At 70.4% G+C, this 16,020-nt stretch carries 15 protein-coding genes; 7 read left to right on the top strand and 8 right to left on the bottom strand.

The genetic code is table 11. From position 1 onward, the window contains the following. Positions 1 to 20: 20 nt before the first annotated feature. Entirely contained in the window at positions 21 to 1,268 is a 1,248-nt protein-coding gene (locus tag ACQP2T_RS45565; RefSeq protein WP_433511071.1) for a glycoside hydrolase family 18 protein, read from the bottom strand. Between the two features lie 93 nt (positions 1,269 to 1,361). Here ACQP2T_RS45565 and hemW point away from each other — a divergent pair, with 93 nt between their 5' ends. Further along, on the top strand, positions 1,362 to 2,582 hold the full coding sequence (hemW, locus tag ACQP2T_RS45560; protein ID WP_433511070.1) for a radical SAM family heme chaperone HemW: 1,221 nt from the start codon (positions 1,362 to 1,364) through the stop codon (positions 2,580 to 2,582). Between the two features lie 57 nt (positions 2,583 to 2,639). On the opposite strand, the gene ACQP2T_RS45555 is transcribed toward hemW, so the two are convergent. From ACQP2T_RS45555 to ACQP2T_RS45545, 3 genes are read right to left on the bottom strand one after another with little or no spacing between them, the layout of a single operon-like run. Continuing rightward, positions 2,640 to 3,443, bottom strand: a complete 804-nt coding sequence (locus ACQP2T_RS45555; protein WP_433511069.1) for a DUF4870 domain-containing protein — start codon at positions 3,441 to 3,443, stop codon at positions 2,640 to 2,642. Beyond that, positions 3,440 to 4,249, bottom strand: coding sequence for a DUF3097 domain-containing protein (locus ACQP2T_RS45550; RefSeq protein WP_433511068.1), 810 nt, complete (start codon positions 4,247 to 4,249; stop codon positions 3,440 to 3,442). Before ACQP2T_RS45550 ends, ACQP2T_RS45555 begins: the two co-directional genes overlap by 4 nt. A 17-nt stretch (positions 4,250 to 4,266) precedes the next feature. Next, on the bottom strand, positions 4,267 to 5,067 hold the full coding sequence (locus ACQP2T_RS45545) for a hypothetical protein (protein ID WP_433511067.1): 801 nt from the start codon (positions 5,065 to 5,067) through the stop codon (positions 4,267 to 4,269). Positions 5,068 to 5,211: 144 nt separating this feature from the next. Here ACQP2T_RS45545 and hrcA point away from each other — a divergent pair, with 144 nt between their 5' ends. Together hrcA and dnaJ are read left to right on the top strand one after the other, a co-directional pair. Next, positions 5,212 to 6,225 carry a heat-inducible transcriptional repressor HrcA gene (gene hrcA, locus ACQP2T_RS45540; RefSeq protein WP_433511066.1) on the top strand — a complete coding sequence of 338 codons (1,014 nt, stop codon included), beginning with the start codon at positions 5,212 to 5,214 and terminating at the stop codon, positions 6,223 to 6,225. 11 nt (positions 6,226 to 6,236) lie between these two features. Next, the gene (dnaJ, locus tag ACQP2T_RS45535) at positions 6,237 to 7,376 is read left to right on the top strand and encodes a molecular chaperone DnaJ (protein ID WP_433511065.1); all 1,140 of its coding nucleotides are present in this window, start codon (positions 6,237 to 6,239) and stop codon (positions 7,374 to 7,376) included. Positions 7,377 to 7,487: 111 nt separating this feature from the next. On the opposite strand, the gene ACQP2T_RS45530 is transcribed toward dnaJ, so the two are convergent. Beyond that, positions 7,488 to 8,150, bottom strand: a complete 663-nt coding sequence (locus tag ACQP2T_RS45530; RefSeq protein WP_433511064.1) for a sensor histidine kinase — start codon at positions 8,148 to 8,150, stop codon at positions 7,488 to 7,490. An 87-nt stretch (positions 8,151 to 8,237) separates the two neighbouring features. Then, positions 8,238 to 9,560 (bottom strand): RNA-guided endonuclease IscB, encoded by a 1,323-nt coding sequence (gene iscB, locus ACQP2T_RS45525; RefSeq protein WP_433511063.1) that lies wholly within the window; start codon positions 9,558 to 9,560, stop codon positions 8,238 to 8,240. Positions 9,561 to 10,023: 463 nt separating this feature from the next. Here iscB and ACQP2T_RS45520 point away from each other — a divergent pair, with 463 nt between their 5' ends. Continuing rightward, a complete protein-coding gene (locus ACQP2T_RS45520) occupies positions 10,024 to 10,758 on the top strand; it encodes a 16S rRNA (uracil(1498)-N(3))-methyltransferase (protein ID WP_433511062.1) in 735 nt (244 codons plus the stop codon). Between the two features lie 50 nt (positions 10,759 to 10,808). Here ACQP2T_RS45520 and ACQP2T_RS45515 read toward each other — a convergent pair whose 3' ends face one another. Next, entirely contained in the window at positions 10,809 to 11,468 is a 660-nt protein-coding gene (locus tag ACQP2T_RS45515; RefSeq protein ID WP_433511061.1) for a hypothetical protein, read from the bottom strand. After that, on the bottom strand, positions 11,465 to 11,944 hold the full coding sequence (locus ACQP2T_RS45510) for a SigE family RNA polymerase sigma factor (protein ID WP_214638568.1): 480 nt from the start codon (positions 11,942 to 11,944) through the stop codon (positions 11,465 to 11,467). Before ACQP2T_RS45510 ends, ACQP2T_RS45515 begins: the two co-directional genes overlap by 4 nt. 294 nt (positions 11,945 to 12,238) lie before the next feature. On the opposite strand from ACQP2T_RS45510, the gene ACQP2T_RS45505 reads away from it, so the two are divergent. Genes ACQP2T_RS45505 through ACQP2T_RS45495 form a run of 3 tightly spaced genes read left to right on the top strand, consistent with a single transcriptional unit; the run spans position 12,239 to position 15,943 of the window. After that, positions 12,239 to 14,284, top strand: a complete 2,046-nt coding sequence (locus ACQP2T_RS45505) for a vWA domain-containing protein (protein WP_433511060.1) — start codon at positions 12,239 to 12,241, stop codon at positions 14,282 to 14,284. Then, positions 14,266 to 15,588, top strand: a complete 1,323-nt coding sequence (locus tag ACQP2T_RS45500) for an extracellular solute-binding protein (RefSeq protein WP_433511059.1) — start codon at positions 14,266 to 14,268, stop codon at positions 15,586 to 15,588. The genes ACQP2T_RS45505 and ACQP2T_RS45500 overlap by 19 nt, the downstream gene beginning before the upstream one ends. A 4-nt stretch (positions 15,589 to 15,592) precedes the next feature. After that, positions 15,593 to 15,943, top strand: a complete 351-nt coding sequence (locus ACQP2T_RS45495) for a histidine triad nucleotide-binding protein (protein ID WP_433519918.1) — start codon at positions 15,593 to 15,595, stop codon at positions 15,941 to 15,943. Positions 15,944 to 16,020: the final 77 nt, after the last annotated feature.

Here is a 16,020-nt window from a genome sequence, read left to right as displayed (position 1 = left end):
CCTCACGAACAGCGTCATGATCATCGCAGCACTGAGTACAGCGCCGACGTCAGCGAGGCGCGGGAGTCGTCCTGGTCGATCGACCACATCATCGACCCGCCCAGCCCCTTGAGCCGGATGTAGGCCGCCTTCTCCAGCATCACCTTCGGATCGTCGTACGACCAGAACTCGTTCCCGTCGTACAGCCACAACGTCCCCGTGCGCAGGTCCCGATACCGTTTGCCGGGCTTGGTCACCAGGTCCTTGTAGTCCTCCGTCCCCGCCCCCCACTTGCCGGGCGCCGGGCCGGTGGCGGGCTTGTAGAGGCCGTCGCCGCCGGCCGTCACCCCGGTCCAGCCCTGGCCGTACGCGGGGACGCCGATCACGATCTTGTTCGCCGGCGCGCCGCGGGACAGGTAGTCGCGTACGGTCTGGTCGACGCTGTACCGGATCGGGTTGGGGTCGTGGCGGTCCGTCAGCAGGTTGCCGTTGTGGCCCGTCTGGGGCTCCCAGTTGCCCCGCAGGTCGTACCCCTGGACGGTGGCGAAGTCGAGCTGCCTGAACACCTGCCGCACCTCGAACCCGGCGTCGATCTTGGCCGTCGCGGCCGGCAGGAAGGCCGTCAACTGCGACGACGGGGAGAAGGCTCGCAGCCGCGACCGCAGCTCCGCCGCGAAGAGGGTGAAGTTGCGCTTGTCCTCGGGCCTGATGACGTTCCCGTCGGCGCCGGACGAACCGGGCCACTCCCAGTCGAGGTCGATGCCGTCGAACACCCCGGCCCCCGCGCCCGCCGCCACCCCCGGCAGGTCGCCGCGCAGCCACAGGTCGACGCACGACTGTGCCAGTTTCGCCCGGGACTCGGGGGTGAGTACGGCGTCGGAGAAGTAGCGGGAGCCGGTCCAGCCGCCCAGTGAGATCAGCACCTTCAGCCCCGGGTGCTTGGTTTTGAGCTTGCGCAGCTGGTTGAGGTTGCCGTTCAGGGCCTGTCCGGGCGCGTCGGCCACGCCGTCCACGCTCTGCTCGGCGGGTACGGGGCGCTGCCAGTCCGCCCAGGGATCGGCGGAGTAGCAGGTCCCTTCCGCGTTGACGAAGCCGAAGGCGTAGTTGAGGTGGGTCAGCTTGGCGGCGGCGCCGCTGGCCTCGACGTCCTTGACATGGAAGTTGCGGCCGTAGACGCCCCACTGGATAAAGTAGGCGACGCGTTTGAAGCCGGTATGGGCCTCGGCGGGCACCGTGATCGCCGAGAGGCCGAGGAGGAGCGAGAGCGCGATCAGGATCTTCGTCTTCACCAGGCGATCCCCAATTAGGAAACTTTCCTATAAGTTTCACGGATCGTAGAGCCGCTGGATCAGGCAGTCAATGGCAGCGGGCAGACTGGAGGCGTGCCATCCACCCTGCCCGACGGCGACGCCGCGCCCCCGTCCGGCGACCTGCCTGAGAGCGCGCTGCGCGGCCTCGGCGAGCGTCCGTTCGGCTTCTACGTGCACGTCCCGTTCTGCGTGACGCGCTGCGGCTACTGCGACTTCAACACCTACACCGCCGCCGAGCTGGGCCCCGGTGCCTCGCACCGCGACTACGCCGACACGGCCATCGAGGAGGTACGGCTGGCACGACGTGTCCTCGGTGACGTGGAGCTCCCGGTCGAGACCGTGTTCTTCGGCGGCGGCACGCCCACCCTGCTGCCCGCCGAAGACCTGGGCAGGATCCTCGCCGCGATCGACGCGGAGTTCGGGCTCAAGGCGGGCGCCGAGGTGACCACGGAGGCCAATCCCGAGTCGGTCGACCCGGCCTACCTCGGCAGGCTGCTGGACGGCGGCTTCAACCGGGTCAGCTTCGGCATGCAGAGCGCCAGAGAGCACGTGCTCAAGGTGCTCGACCGGCAGCACACGCCCGGCCGGGCGGCGCAGGCCGTACACGAGGCCAAGAAGGCCGGTTTCGAGCATGTCAACCTGGACCTGATCTACAGCACGCCCGGCGAGTCCGACGACGACTGGCGGGCGTCACTGGAGGCGGCGATCGCCGCCGAGCCCGACCACGTCTCCGCCTACTCGCTGATCGTGGAGGAGGGCACCCGGCTGGCCGCCAGGATCAGGCGCGGCGAGTTGCCGATGCCCGACGATGACGTGGCCGCCGACCGCTACCAGATCGCCGACGCGCTGCTGGCGGAGGCGGGCTTGCGCTGGTACGAGGTGTCCAACTGGGCCACCGACGACGATGCACGGTGCCGGCACAACTTGCTCTATTGGACCGGCGGCGACTGGTGGGCCGCCGGCCCCGGCGCGCACAGCCACGTGGGCGGCACCCGCTGGTGGAACGTCAAGCATCCGGCCGCCTACGCCCAGCGCCTGGCCGCCGGCACTTCGCCCGCGCACGCGCGCGAAGTGCTCGCCGACGACGACCGCGACGCCGAGCGCCTGATGCTGGAGCTCCGGCTGGCCTCCGGCTATCCGCTCGCCGACGTCGCTCCGGGCGCGCGTACGGCCGTCGCGGTGGCGCTGGGCGACGGCCTGCTGGAGCCGGAGCCGTTCAAGGCGGGGCGGCTGGTGCTCACCCTGCGCGGCCGGCTCCTGGCCGACGCCCTGGTACGCGATCTGCTCGGCTGACCATGCGGATGGAGATGGCCTTGGTGCGCGATCTGCTCAGTTGCCCTGGTTACGGGCTCAGCTGACCATGCGGATGGCGATCGGGTAGCGGTAGTTCTCGCCCTTGTTGGCGGCGACGGCGGCCTGGATGTGGAAGATCAGCGACACGATCCAGATGATGGGGAACAGGAAGAGCCCGATGATGAGGACCGTCAGCAGGCCCGCGACGACGTAGCCGATGAACATCGTGATCTGGAAGTTCAGCGCCTCGGCCGACTGGTCGCGGACATAGGGTGACTCGTCCCGCTTCATCAGGTAGATGATCAGTGGGCCGATCCAGGAGACGAGCAGGCCGAGCAGATGGGCCAGCATGGCCATCGTGGTGTCGTCGCTGCCCGGCCGCGGACCATAGACGCCGGGGACGTGCGGCGGACGCTGCTGCGGGGCCGCGTAGCCGTAGCCGGGCTGCTCGTAGCCGGGCGGCGGCGTGGGCGGCTGCCCGTAACCGTAACCGGGCGACTGTCCGTAGCCGCCAGAACCAGGCTGTCCGTAACCGTAACCAGGCTGCGGCCCCGGCCCAGGACCGCCCTGAGGGGCGGAACCGTACGCGGGCTGGCCGCCATACCCAGGCGCGGGTCCCGAGCCGGGCTGACCGCCATACCCAGGCTGACCGCCATACTCGGGCGCGGGACCGGACTCTGGCTGAGCTCCGTAACCAGGCGCGGGACCCGATCCAGGCTGAGCCCCGTATCCGGGCGTCGGACCGGAGCCGGGCTGGGCGCCGTACTCCGGTTGCCGAGGAGGTTCGGGGTTGATGTCCGACTGTGAGATGCGCCGCGTCGCATCATCGTCCGGCGGCGGCTGCGGGGGATCCTGGCTCATGGTGCCTCCGTAACGAAGTCGATCAGTTCCTCGACCCGGCCGAGCAGCTCGGGCTCCAGGTCCGTGAATGCCGAGACGGCGCCGAGGATGCGCCGCCACGCGTCGGCCGGCTCCATCCGCCAGCCGAGGGCGGCGATCACGCCCTCCTTCCACGGCACCCCGCGCGGCACGTCGGGCCAGGCCGGGATCCGCAGCACGGAGGGCTTGACCGCCTGCCAGATGTCCACGTAGGGATGGCCCACGACGAGCACGTGGGGTGAGGTCACCTGAGCGGCGATCCGGCTCTCCTTGGAGCCCGGTACGAGATGGTCGACCAGCACACCCAGCCTACGCTCCGGCGACGGGCCGAACTCGGCCACGATCGCGGGCAGGTCGTCCACGCCCTCCAGGTACTCGACCACGACGCCCTCCACCCGGAGGTCGTGGCCCCAGATCTTCTCCACGAGGGCGGCGTCGTGGACGCCTTCCACGTAGATGCGGCTCTCCTTGGCCACCTGGGCCCGCAGGCCCTCGACGGCTATCGAGCCGGACGCGCTCCGCCTGGGCGCGACGGGAGCCGTGGCGGCCGGCCGTACGAGCGTCACGACCTTGCCGTCCAGCAGGAACGCGGCGGGCGCGAACGGGAACAGGCGGCGCTTGCCGAAGCGGTCCTCCAGCGTGACGGCCTCCTTGTCGCAGGCCACCACGGCGCCGCAGAAGCCGCTCTCGGCGTCCTCCACGACCAGATCGAGTTCGGCGGGCACCTGGGGGATCTTGCCCTTGCCCGGCCGCCGCCAATTTCCCGCTAGAACATCGCCCTCGTACACACGGGGACCGTAGCAAATCACCCGCCCGCCGCAAGGCGCTTGCGATGAGCGCTGCGCCGGGTCACCACCATGATCGTCACGATGACGGCGGCCAGCACGCCCAGCCCCGGGATCACCAGCAGCGCCACCACACCGCCCACCAGCCCGCCCGCGGCGCCCGCGGCGGCGGCGAAGTCGCGGCCGACGCCGAAGCGCGCGTTCACCTGCTCCTGGGTCGTGCAGGTGAACTGGTAGTCGCCCTTGACCGGCGCGTTGACCACGAGGACGAGCTGCCACTGGGTGCCGTTGACGGTGACCCGCTCGATGCCCGACGTCTTGGCGAGCTTGGCCTGACCGGGACCGCCGTCGATCCGGCACATGTAGTGGACCTGGCTCGCACTGGCGAGATAGACCACCGGCTTGTCCGCCGGGTCCAGCGGCACGGTGACGGTCTGGCCCGCCGCGAACGTCTTGGACGGGGCCACCGCGCCCACCGTGTTCAGGATGCCGCTCACGAACAATCCCACCCCGGCCAGGCAGGCGAGCAGCGCCAGGCCCCAGGCGACCGCGATCGACCGCAACCGCGGTCTGATCAACTTCGGGTCAACCTGCGGGCCGAACCGCTGCGGCGTGCCGTAAGGTCCGGGCTGGTACGGCTGCGGCTGCCCGTAGGGGCCGGTCTGGTACGGCTGTTGGCCGTATTGCGGCGGACCCTGCTGCTGGCCGTATTGCGGCGGACCATATTGGGGCGGCGGCGGGCCGTACTGGGGAGGTTGCCCCTGGTACGGACCCTGTCCCGGCGGTGGACCGTAGGAGGGGGGCTGGGAGTCATCGGTCATATCGGCCAGTGTGCGCCCTATGGGCGGCCACTCGCTAGCTCCGGTGTTATCGCACCTTGTGGGCGGGAGCCGTACACTTGGCACTCGGGAACACAGAGTGCTAGACCTGTCGTTTCCCGAAAGGCAGAGGTAGGAGGTGAGCGCGTGCTCGACGATCGGAAGCTGGCGGTGCTCCGCGCCATTGTCGAAGACTACGTGTCCACCAATGAGCCGGTGGGCTCCAGGGCGCTCGCCGAACGCCACAACCTGAAGGTCTCCCCAGCGACGGTCAGGAACGACATGGCCGCCCTGGAGGAGGAGGGTTACATCACCCAGCCGCACACCAGCGCGGGCCGCGTGCCGACGGACAAGGGCTATCGCCTGTTCGTCGACCGGCTCTCGCAGGTCAAGCCGCTCTCCGGGGCGGAGCGCCGGGCGATCGAGACGTTCCTCGCCGGCGCGGTCGACCTCGACGACGTGGTCACCCGCACGGTGCGGCTGCTCGCGCAGCTCACCCGGCAGGTCGCGGTCGTGCAATACCCGACGCTGACCCGCTCGACGGTCAGGCACGTCGAGCTCGTGCCCCTGCACGACCGGCGGATCATGCTCGTGCTGATCACCAACACGGGCCGCGTCGAGCAGCGGGTGGTCGAGCTGCCCGAAGTGGTGGAGGACACCCGCATCGCGCACCTGCGCGCGGTGCTCAACGCCTCCCTCGACGGCTGCGGCCTGGTCAACGTCCCCGATCAGGTCGCCGACCTGCCGGAGCGGCTGCCGGTCGAAGACCGTCCCGTGGTGGCCACTATCCTGTCGGTGCTCCTCGAGACGCTGGTCGAGCGCCATGATGAGAAGATCGTGTTCGCCGGTGCGGCCAACCTCGCCGGGGCCGACTTCTCGACCGGGCTGCGCGACGTGCTCGAAGCACTGGAAGAGCAGGTCGTGCTCATGCGGCTGCTCGGCGAGACTTCCACAGACACCCCGTCCACGCTCACCGTGCGCATCGGCTCGGAGAACCCGTTCCTCCGTGGCACGTCGATCGTCGCAACCGGGTACGGTTCTGGCGACAACGAACTGGCTCGGCTAGGCGTGCTAGGCCCCACGAGGATGGACTATCCCGTGACAATGGGCGCCGTGCGCGCGGTGGCACGCTACGTCAGCCAAATCCTGGCTGCATCATAAGAGGTCGATAAGTGGCAAACAGCGACTACTACGCCACCCTCGGGGTGCGCCGTGACGCCAGTCAGGAAGAGATCAAGAAGGCCTACCGCAGGCTTGCCCGCGAACTCCATCCCGACGTCAATCCGGACCCCGCGACCCAGGAGCGGTTCAAGGAGATCACGCAGGCCTACGAGGTGCTGTCCGACGCCAACAAGCGTCAGATGTACGACCTGGGCGGCGACCCCTTCGGCGGCGCCGGCGCGGGTCAGGGAGCGGCCGGCTTCGGCGCGGGCTTCCCGTTCAGCGACATCATGGACGCCTTCTTCGGCACGGCCGGGGGCGCGCGCGGGCCCCGTTCGCGGGCCAGGAGAGGGCGCAACGCGACCATCCGCGTCGAGCTCGACCTGCGCGAGACCGCCTTCGGCACCACCCGCGAGCTGGTCGTCGACACGGCCGTGCTCTGCGAGGTCTGCCAGGGCGCGGGCGCCGCGTCCGGCACCCACCCCGACACCTGTGACATGTGCAACGGGCGCGGCGAGATCTCCCAGGTCACCCGGTCGTTCCTGGGCCAGGTCATGACCTCCAGGCCGTGCCCCCAGTGCGGCGGCTTCGGGACGATCATCCGCCACCCGTGCCAGGAGTGCTCGGGTGACGGCCGCGTGCGCACCCGCCGTACGATCAAGGTCCGCATCCCCGCGGGCGTCGAGGACGGCACGCACATCCAGCTCGCCGGCGAGGGCGAGGTCGGCCCCGGCGGCGGCCCGCCCGGAGACCTCTTCCTGGAGATCGTCGAGCGCCCGCACGAGATCTTCGAGCGGCGCGGCGACGACCTGCACTGCACGGTCCAGATCCCGATGACGGCCGCCGCGCTCGGCACCAACCTCGCCGTGGAGACGCTCGACGGCTCCGAGGAGGTCGACGTGCGGCCGGGCACGCAGTCGGGCCAGGTCATCACGATGTACGGCAGGGGCGTGCAGCGGCTCAACGAGACGGGCCGTGGCGACCTGCTCATCCACGTCAACGTGGAGACCCCGCTGCGGCTCGACGAGACGCAGGAGGGGCTGCTGCGCGAGCTGGCCAAGCTGCGTGGCGAGGAGCGGCCGCCCGGGAAGTTCGCCCCTGGGCAGCAGGGGTTCTTCTCGCGGCTGCGGGACGCGTTCAACGGCCGCTGAACGGGACGCGTTCAACGGCCGCTGAACGGGACGTGTTCAACGGCCGCTGAACGGGACGTGTTCAACGGCCGCTGAACGGGACGTGTTCAACGGCCGCTGAACGGGACACCTTCAACGGCCGCTGACCCGTGAGGGCACCAGGAGCTCGCCCGGGAGGGCCACCCGGGCGGTGATGCCGTGTGGCGGCGACTCGTCCAGCCACACGCGCACACCGAGCCGCTCGGCCAGCCTGCCCACCACGTAGTGGCCGAGGTAGCGGGTGGGGGCGGCGAAGAAGCGCCGTTCGCCACGGAGCCGGGCGTTCGCGGCGGCGCGCTCTCCCTCGGTCATCCCCACGCCCTGGTCGACGATCGCGATGTGGCACTCGCCCTCGCGGGTGCTGGCCCGGATCTCCACCTCGGTGTCGGGCGCCGAGCAGGTCAGCGCGTTGTCGACCAGCTCGGTCACCAGGTGCGCGATCTCGGCGACGGCCGTGCCCCTGAGCAGGGCGTCGTCCACTTCGCCCAGCACCGCGCGGCCCGACCCGGCCGCGCTCAGGGCCGAGCGGAGCACGTCGCGTACGGCCACGGGATCGGGCGGGCGCCGCGGGTGGCCGGTGGCGGGCCGGTGGGGCTCCTCGGCGGCGGGCCCCGTCGTGGCCGGAGCTTTCCAGGCGAGCCGGCGCGGCGCCGCGCGGGCGATCGTGGCAGGGACGGTGAGCAGGACGGTCAGCCGGGTCTTCAGCGCGCACGGCCAGCGCCGGGCGCGGCGGGTGTTCCTGGACATGAACGTCATCAGAACCTCCCGTGGATATTCCGGTGTTCACGCTGGGGAGGAATCAGGAGCGTGAAGGTTCTCGAGGGCCTGAGTGTGCCCTGAGGTTCACCGTTCAATGGTGCTCTCCTCGCTCGTGGTGTAGCCATAGCCGTCTGCCCTTTGGAGTAGACGGATGTGTTTGTGGTTGATGCCTTGGCGGGTGGCGCTCGCGGTGGTGATGTTGAAGGAGCCTGTGGTGCGGACGGCGACGCGTCCGGTGTGGACTCCGGTGTGTTTGCCTGTGGCGAGGGTGGCGCGTACGAGGTCGCCGGTGGCGAAGCCGTGGACGTGCTTGATGCGGGGAAGTCGCAGGCGGGGGAACCCGTACCGGTCGGTGCGGGTTCGGCTGTAGGTGCCGCGTCCGGTGGCCTTGACCACCAGGACGCGGCCTGGCCATCCGGTCACCTGCTCGAGTTCGCCGACGTGCAGGGCGTCCAGGGTGTGGGACTTCGGCGCGTTCGTGCGGGAGCGGTTCCACTTGGTACGTCCACCCGATCCGGTGGCCACGGGCAGAGTGGTCGCGGTGAGTGCTCGCCACAGTGCCCAGCGGGTGGCGTTGACCGCGGCGGCGTCCCGGAGCGGGGCCTTGGCCTGCTGGAGGATGCGCGCCAGCAGTGCCGGCTTGCTGCGCAGGAACTCTTCGACGGGCGTGGTGCTCTTGGCCTGGTTGCACGGCCGGCACGCCAACGTCAGGTTGGCGATCCGGTCGGAGCCGCCGCGCGCCTTGGGGTGGATGTGCTCGACCTGCAACGGTGTACCCGCCTTGCCGCAGTAGGCGCAGGTTCGGCCCCATTTCTCCAGCAGGTATTGGCGGATTTCGTATCCGGCCAGGGTCCCCTGCTGGTATTCGACGCCTTCCAGCGACTTGCCCGCCGACATGGCGTGCGTGTCGAAGGCGACACGCTCGATGTGGATGGCGCGTACGGGTGCCCACCGTCTCAGCCGGGTCACCCATGACATGGTGGTGTCCACGCGGTGCCGTAGGGATGGCGCGAGCCAGCCCTTGGGTTTGGTGCGGTTGAGGTATCGAGGAGCGCGGTAGCGCAGCTTGCGCGTTCTTCTGCCGCGCCGGTGGTTCGAGCGGGTGGTGAGCGTGTCGCGGATCGCCGTGCCCCGGTGGTCGAGTTGGATGCTGTACTTCCCGGTACGGCTGCCGCCGCGTTCGGTGAAGACGGCGATGCCGGTGTGCTGGGAGCCGGGGTCGAGGCCGACCTCAACCCCGTGGACCGTGGAGTTGGCCGCCGTACGGTCGGTCAGGCGGATGGCGAACGGGGTGTGCCGGACCACCACCGCCCGGCCCGCTGTGAGGAGTTGCCGGGCGCGGCCGGGCCGGCAGGGCTGCAACGGTTTCCCGTCGCGATCGAGCACGAAAACGTGTGCGTCTGTCACGAAAATGTGTGGGTGGTCTGTAAGGACCCTTCCGCCCTTCCCGGATTGTTCCGGGTCGGGGTGACGCCCGCCGCTTGGTGCGGTGCGGCGGGTCTCCCCTCGCCCAGCTTCCACGCCGGGTGCGCGGCCTGCCGCGCGTCCGTGAGCCGTTTCGTGCCCACCCTCGGGCGTGTCTGCTCCCACGGATTCCAGAGCAGCGAACTGAGGAAGCATTCGCTGGTGGGTCTGCGGTCCTGTGTGAAAGGTAGCCATCTGGATCACACCTCCAACGGTGATGACTAGGGCTGGTCAACGCGGGGCTTCAAAGCACCTGGCGGCACCTCAAGCCTTCTCCTTCAGGAGGGGGTCGTTGACCGCTCTTGACCCCTCGTAGAGTGATCTCAGGAAGGTGCGATCTCGGCCAACCTTAATCGTTTCGTGATCCTATGGCTACTGAACGTGAAAATCTTTGGGGTGATCGCCGGTGACCGTGCCGGTATTCCTGGCCGACGGCCTCGCCGACCGCACCGGGCCGGAGCTGGTCCTCGACGGTCCTGAAGGGCGCCACGCGGCCTCGGTCCGGCGCCTGCGCGCCGGAGAGCGGATCGACCTGACGGACGGCGCCGGTACGGTCGCCGAGTGCGTCGTACGTGAGGCGCTGAAGGACGCGCTCAGGCTCGACGTGCTGGGCCGCTACGAGGTGCCGCCGCCCGAGCCCAGGCTGATCGTCGTCCAGGGGCTGCCGAAGGGCGACAGGGGCGAGCTGGCCGTCGAGATGATGACCGAGGCGGGCGTCGACGTGATCGTGCCCTGGGCGGCGGCTCGCAGCGTCACCCAGTGGAAGGGCGACAGGGCGGCCAAGTCGCTGGCCAAATGGCGCTCGACGGCCCGGGAGGCGGGCAAGCAGGCGCGCAGGTTCCACCTGCCGGAGGTGGCCGCGCCGGTGTCCACGGCCGGGGTCGAGGCGCTGCTGGGCGGGGCGGCGCTCGGTCTGGTGCTGCACGAGGAGGCCGCCGAGCCGCTCTCGGGCGTGGCGCTGCCCGCCGGGGGCGACATCGTCGTCGTGGTGGGACCTGAGGGGGGCGTCTCGGACGCGGAGCTGGCCGGGTTCAGGGCGGCGAAGGCGGTGCCGGTGCTGCTCGGCCCTACGGTGCTGCGTACCTCGACGGCGGGGGTGGCGGCGGCGGCCGTACTCCTGGCGAGAACCGGACGCTGGTGAGTGAGGCTGCTTGACCGGCGCGAACCGGACGCTGGTGAGCTCTCAGCCGCTCATGGTGTGGTGGCGAGAGGGGTGCCGCCGAGCGGGCTGGCGAAGGTGTCGGGCGTCGCGTCGATGTCGGTTGGTGGGCACTCCTCGAGCGGACAGGGCCCGCCGGGCATGCTCGTGTCCGACGGCGTGGGGGTCGGCGTAGGCGTCGGTGTGGGCGTCGCCTCGTCCGTGGGGCAGTCCTCCGGCGGCTGCTCCTCGGCAGGAGCCGTGGGGGTCGGGCACTTGGGGGTCGGTGTCGCCTTGGGTGTCGGCTTGCTGGTGGACTTGGCGGTCTCCGAGGCGGGCACCGGCGCGGAGGTGATCGGGGCGGGCACCACGGCGGGCGGATCGTCCGACGGTGGGCTCGGCTTGGGCGAGGCCGGCCGGCTGGTCGAGGAGTTGGCCGGCGGCTTGGACCTGGTGTCCCTGACCTGCTCGATGGTGTCCTGCTGCATGACCTTGTGGCGCAGCTCGGGGACGACCATCACGATCGTGCCTGCCACCAGCAGCGCGCTGGCGGCGGCGGCGCCCGCTCGCCACCAGAACAGGTTGCGCACCCCGCGCCGCTCGATGCGGGCGCGGATGATCTCCAGTCCTTCCGGCGAGGGCACGACCGTGTCCGCCTCCGCGCGGAGCACACGGCGCAGGACGTCGCCGTACTCGTCGGGGGACTGGGTCATGACATTTTCTCCAGGACGGATCGCAAGGCGGCCATGCCACGAGCTGTGTGGCTCTTGACCGCACCCTTGCTGATGCCCATGGCGTGGGCGATCTCAGCCTCGGACAGATCACCGTAGTAGCGAAGGACGAGTGCCTCTCTCTGACGTGTTGGCAGGGACCTTAGCGCTTCGATGACGGCGGTGCGTTCGAGCTCGCCGATCGCGCCGTTCTCGGCGCTCGGAGCATCGGGCAGGCCCTTGGGCGCGTACTTCTCGACGACCGCGCGGTGACGCAGCACGGAACGGGACCGGTTGACGACGGATTGCCGCAGGTAGGCAAGTGCTTTGTCGGGGTCACGCAGTCTACGCCAAGCGCCATGGATGGCGACGAACGTGTCCTGCACGACTTCTTCCGCGGTTGCCATGTCTCGCACCAGCAACACAGCGAGACGCACTAATGACCGAAAGTGCGCACTGTACAGCGCGGTCACGGCCATGTCGGCGTCCCACCCGACCGGCACCGCCCCCAGCGACCTGTCGGCCAAGAGGGTTTCGGTGGTCACATCATTGGGACGCGCGGCCTTCCCGGAGGGTTTACGCTCTTGCGGTTCCTTAGAGGGCATTAGCCAGTCGTGTCCTCGCCAGGTGGCTTCGCCCGACCCTGAATCGTCTTATTTTTCGGCAGTCTCGCTCACTAACCTTAACCGCGAGGATCTTCGGACGCACGGCACGGCGGATTACCGATTCGCAACGGAGACAGCAGATTCCGGCCGATCTAGGATCGAGGGAGAATGCGGCGCCCCCAGACACCCCGCAGAGCCGCCCCGGCCGCTCGCAGCGAGCGGCTGAAGGACGTGGCTGCCATCGTGACGCCGCTGTGGGCCTTCCTGGGGGCGGTGGCGGCGCCACTGCTGGGCGGCGGCGCGGCCGGGCGCGTGGTGTTCGTCGTGGCCTCCCTGGTGATCCTGGTCCTGACCGTCCTCGTGGTGGTGGTCCTGCTCGGCGCCCGGCTCGGCCCCGTCGGGACGGCCGTCGCGTGGCTCGGCACCCTGCTGCGGGCGTTCTTCGGCGGGGTGTGGCGGCTGGTCGTGTTCGTCGCGCTGCTGGTCAGGGCCACCGTCGAGTGGGTGAGCCGGCGCACCGGGCCGCTGACGGCCGGGGCGCTCGGGTTCGTCGCCGGGGTGCTCGCGGTGGTGCTCGTCCTGCAGGGCGGGCCGCTCGTACGGATCGGACTGGGCTGGGCGCTCTCCACCCCCTGTGACCAGCCGCTGGAGCTGCGGGTGCTCACCTCCGCCGAGAACGTGGCCGCCCTCCAGGCGGCCGGCCGCCGTTACGCCGACGAGAGCGCCGACCTGCGCGGCTGCCCGCGCGTGCGGTTCTCCGTGACCCCCCAGCCGCCGCTCGCCACCATGTCGCAGGCCGCCAACAAGGAGTGGAACGACCCCGCCTCCTGGAACAGCAGCACCTACCGCGCGCTGATCGCGGTCCATCCCGACATCTGGATCCCCTCCAGCGCGGCCACCGAGGAATATCTCCGCCAGGCGTTCGCCAACCTGGGCCAGGTCACCTTCGACCGGATGACCCCGGTGGCCACCTCCGCGCTGCTGGTGGCGTTCACGCCCACGCTGGAGGCACGGCTGGGCACGCAGACCCCGCCAACGGACCTGCCCGGGATGCGGGCCTGGCTGGAGACCGTCGGGGCACCCCTGGCCAGGCCGCGCGCCGACCTGTCGGAGATCGGGCTCATCGCCAGCGCAGGGCTCTACGGCGCCGACACTTCCAAGGACATCTCCGACGAGATGGCCTACACCCCGCCGAACCTCCCGCTCTCCGACGCCGCCAGTCTCCTCTGCTACGCCCGCGACCGCTTCGACACCGTCAAGGAATCGCTGGCCATGATCGTGCCTGAGCACCTCGTCTACGCGGTCAACAACCACCAGGACCTGGGCGCCTGCGCTCCGGGGCGGCAGACGGCCGGCCTGTCCTGGCACCGGCTCGACGGACTGCCCACCCTCAGCTACCGCTACGTCCGGCTGAAGTGGGCCGACCAGTGGAACGAGGCGCGCGAGCGGGCGGCGATCGACTTCCACGACTGGCTCGCCCAGGACAAGCTCGCCCCCTACGGCTACCGCGACTCGGCGGGCGTGTCCGACCGCAAGGAACCCATGCCGCTCGGCAAAGAGCTCGACTCGGGGCAGGCCGACAGCGCCGAACCGGCCACCGTCGAACCGGCCCGGCTGATCGACCGTCTCGGCAAGGCGCATCCGGAGACGTCGTTCCTGCTGCTGGTCGACGCGTCGGGCTCGATGGGCAATCCGATCACCGGCGGCACCGCGCTGCAGCGGGCCAGCTCAGGGGCCAGCACCTTGCTCAGGCGGCTGCGCGAGGGCCGCGACACGGTCCGGCTGGCCACCTTCTCCGACTCCGGCGGGATCGGCGAGACCCTGGTGACGGGCTCGGCTCAGGTGGCCGGACGGCTGGGGGCGCTGGCCGTACACGGGCGCGACGCCCCGCTCGGGGACGTGCTGGCGCGGGCGGCGCCCCTGCTCGCGGACACCCCCAACCCGGTCGTGGTCATGCTGACCGACGGCGGTCACGAGGCGGGCGACCTCGGCCGTACGGTGGCCGCCCTGCGGAAGGTGAAGGGGCTCAGGGTACGGCTGCTTCTCACCGGGGAGCAGCGGTGCGACGCCGACCACATCGCGCGGTTGGTCAAGGCCGCCGGTGAGGTCGTCAAGTGCGCGCCCATCAGCCGGGCCGAAGCCGTTACGCCGTACCAGGACCAGGTCGACGAGGTCGACAAGGAGCTGACGGAGTTGTGGCGGGAGAGCCCGTGACGGCGCGGCGGTGGCGGGCCGCGGCCGTGGGCGCGGCGGCGGGAGTGCTGCTCACGCTCGGCGTGGCCGGCGTCAAGGGGCGGCCGGCGCCCGCGGAGCAGTGCGTGGACGACGACGTGATCAGGGTCGCCACCGGCGATGACGTGAGCGTCGGTGGCGCGCGCAGGGAGCTGATCCGCCGCTGGAAGGGCCCGCTCGTCCAGATGATCGAGATCTCCAGGGTGGCCGATCTCAAGCGCGACGAGATGCTGGCCGCCGCCCAGGCCGACCCGTGCCAGGCGTACGACCTGCTGATCATCGACATGGCCTCGACGGCAGAGTTCGCCGCCGCCGGCCTGCTCAGCGAGATCCGGCCCGAGGACATCCCCTCGGGTCTGGTACGCCAGGCGCGCGAGAGCGGCCAGTGGGACGGCAAGCAGTACGCGCTGCCGTTCGCGGTGGACGTGGGGCTGCTGTACCGCAGGGCCGACCTGCCGGAGCCGACGAGCTGGGACCAGCTCTTCCCCGCCGCCCGCCAGGCCGGGGCCACCTACCGCCGCGGCGGCTACCTGGCGCAGCTCGGCGACTTCGAGGGCCGGACCGTGGGGTTGCTCGAACTGCTCCGCGCCTATGGCGCCACCGTGGTGGACGACGACGGCGAGATCGTGCTCGACCAGAAGCCCAACAGTCAGAAGGCGCTCGACGCGCTGCGATGGATGCGGCAGTGGCAGAGCGACCAGACGCTGGGCGACTCCTGGAAGGACAAGGAGGCCGAGAGCCTGGCCGCCTTCGCCGACGGCGGTGCCGGATACCTTCGGCACTGGCCGTACGCGGATCTGCAGCTGATCACCGACGGCAGGACGCCGGTCAAGCTGTCGAAGCTGCCCGGCCCGGCGACGCTCGGCGGCTCGAACCTCGCCATCACCGCCAGATCCACCAAGTACGACAGCGTCCTCAAGTTCGTGAAATACCTCCTCCAGCCGGACAACCAGCGGCAGCTGTTCGCCTGCGGCGGCTACGCCCCGGTCGTCGAGGCCGCCTACGAGGACGTGGCCGTCTGCCCCGAGGCCGACGCGCGCGAGACGGGCACCCCGCCGACACGCGACGACCTCCAGCGACTGGCCTCCGCGATCAAGGAGTCGCTGCCGACGGCCACGCGGCCCAAGCTGGAGCACTACACCCGGTTCAGCGAGGTGTTCAGGGCCTGCGTGACGAAGTACGTCTTCGCCGCGGAGGAGCCGACCCTTGACGACATCGGGATCATCGCCGGCGAACTGGAGGCGGCCAAGCTGGGCAGGACCGAGGAGGGCGAGCCCTGTGGGTAGGGTGCTGCCTGTGACCGACTGCCTCTTCTGCAAGATCGTGGCCAAGGAGATCCCGGCCGAGATCGTCCTCGAGAACGACCGGGCGCTGGCCTTCCGCGACATCAACCCGCAGGCGCCCACGCACGTGCTGGTCATCCCCAAGGAGCACCACGCCGACGCGGCCGCCCTGGCCCAGGCCGACGACGGCCTGGCCGACGACGTGCTCAAGACCGCGCACGCCGTGGCCGAGCAGGAGGGCGTGGCCGAGCGCGGCTACCGGGTGGTCTTCAACACCGGGCCGGGCGCCGGGCAGACGGTCTTCCACGTGCACGCCCACGTGCTCGGCGGGCGCGATCTGCGGTGGCCGCCCGGCTGATCCGCCGTGGTGATATTGGCGCGAGCAATCAGCCTGGTCCCGGCTACGATGGGCGGAGAAGTACATCCGAACAGACC

The sequence above is a fragment of the Nonomuraea sp. CA-143628 genome, assembly GCF_050942315.1.
Lineage (GTDB): Bacteria > Actinomycetota > Actinomycetes > Streptosporangiales > Streptosporangiaceae > Nonomuraea.
This window is presented reverse-complemented; position numbering and strand designations above follow the sequence as displayed.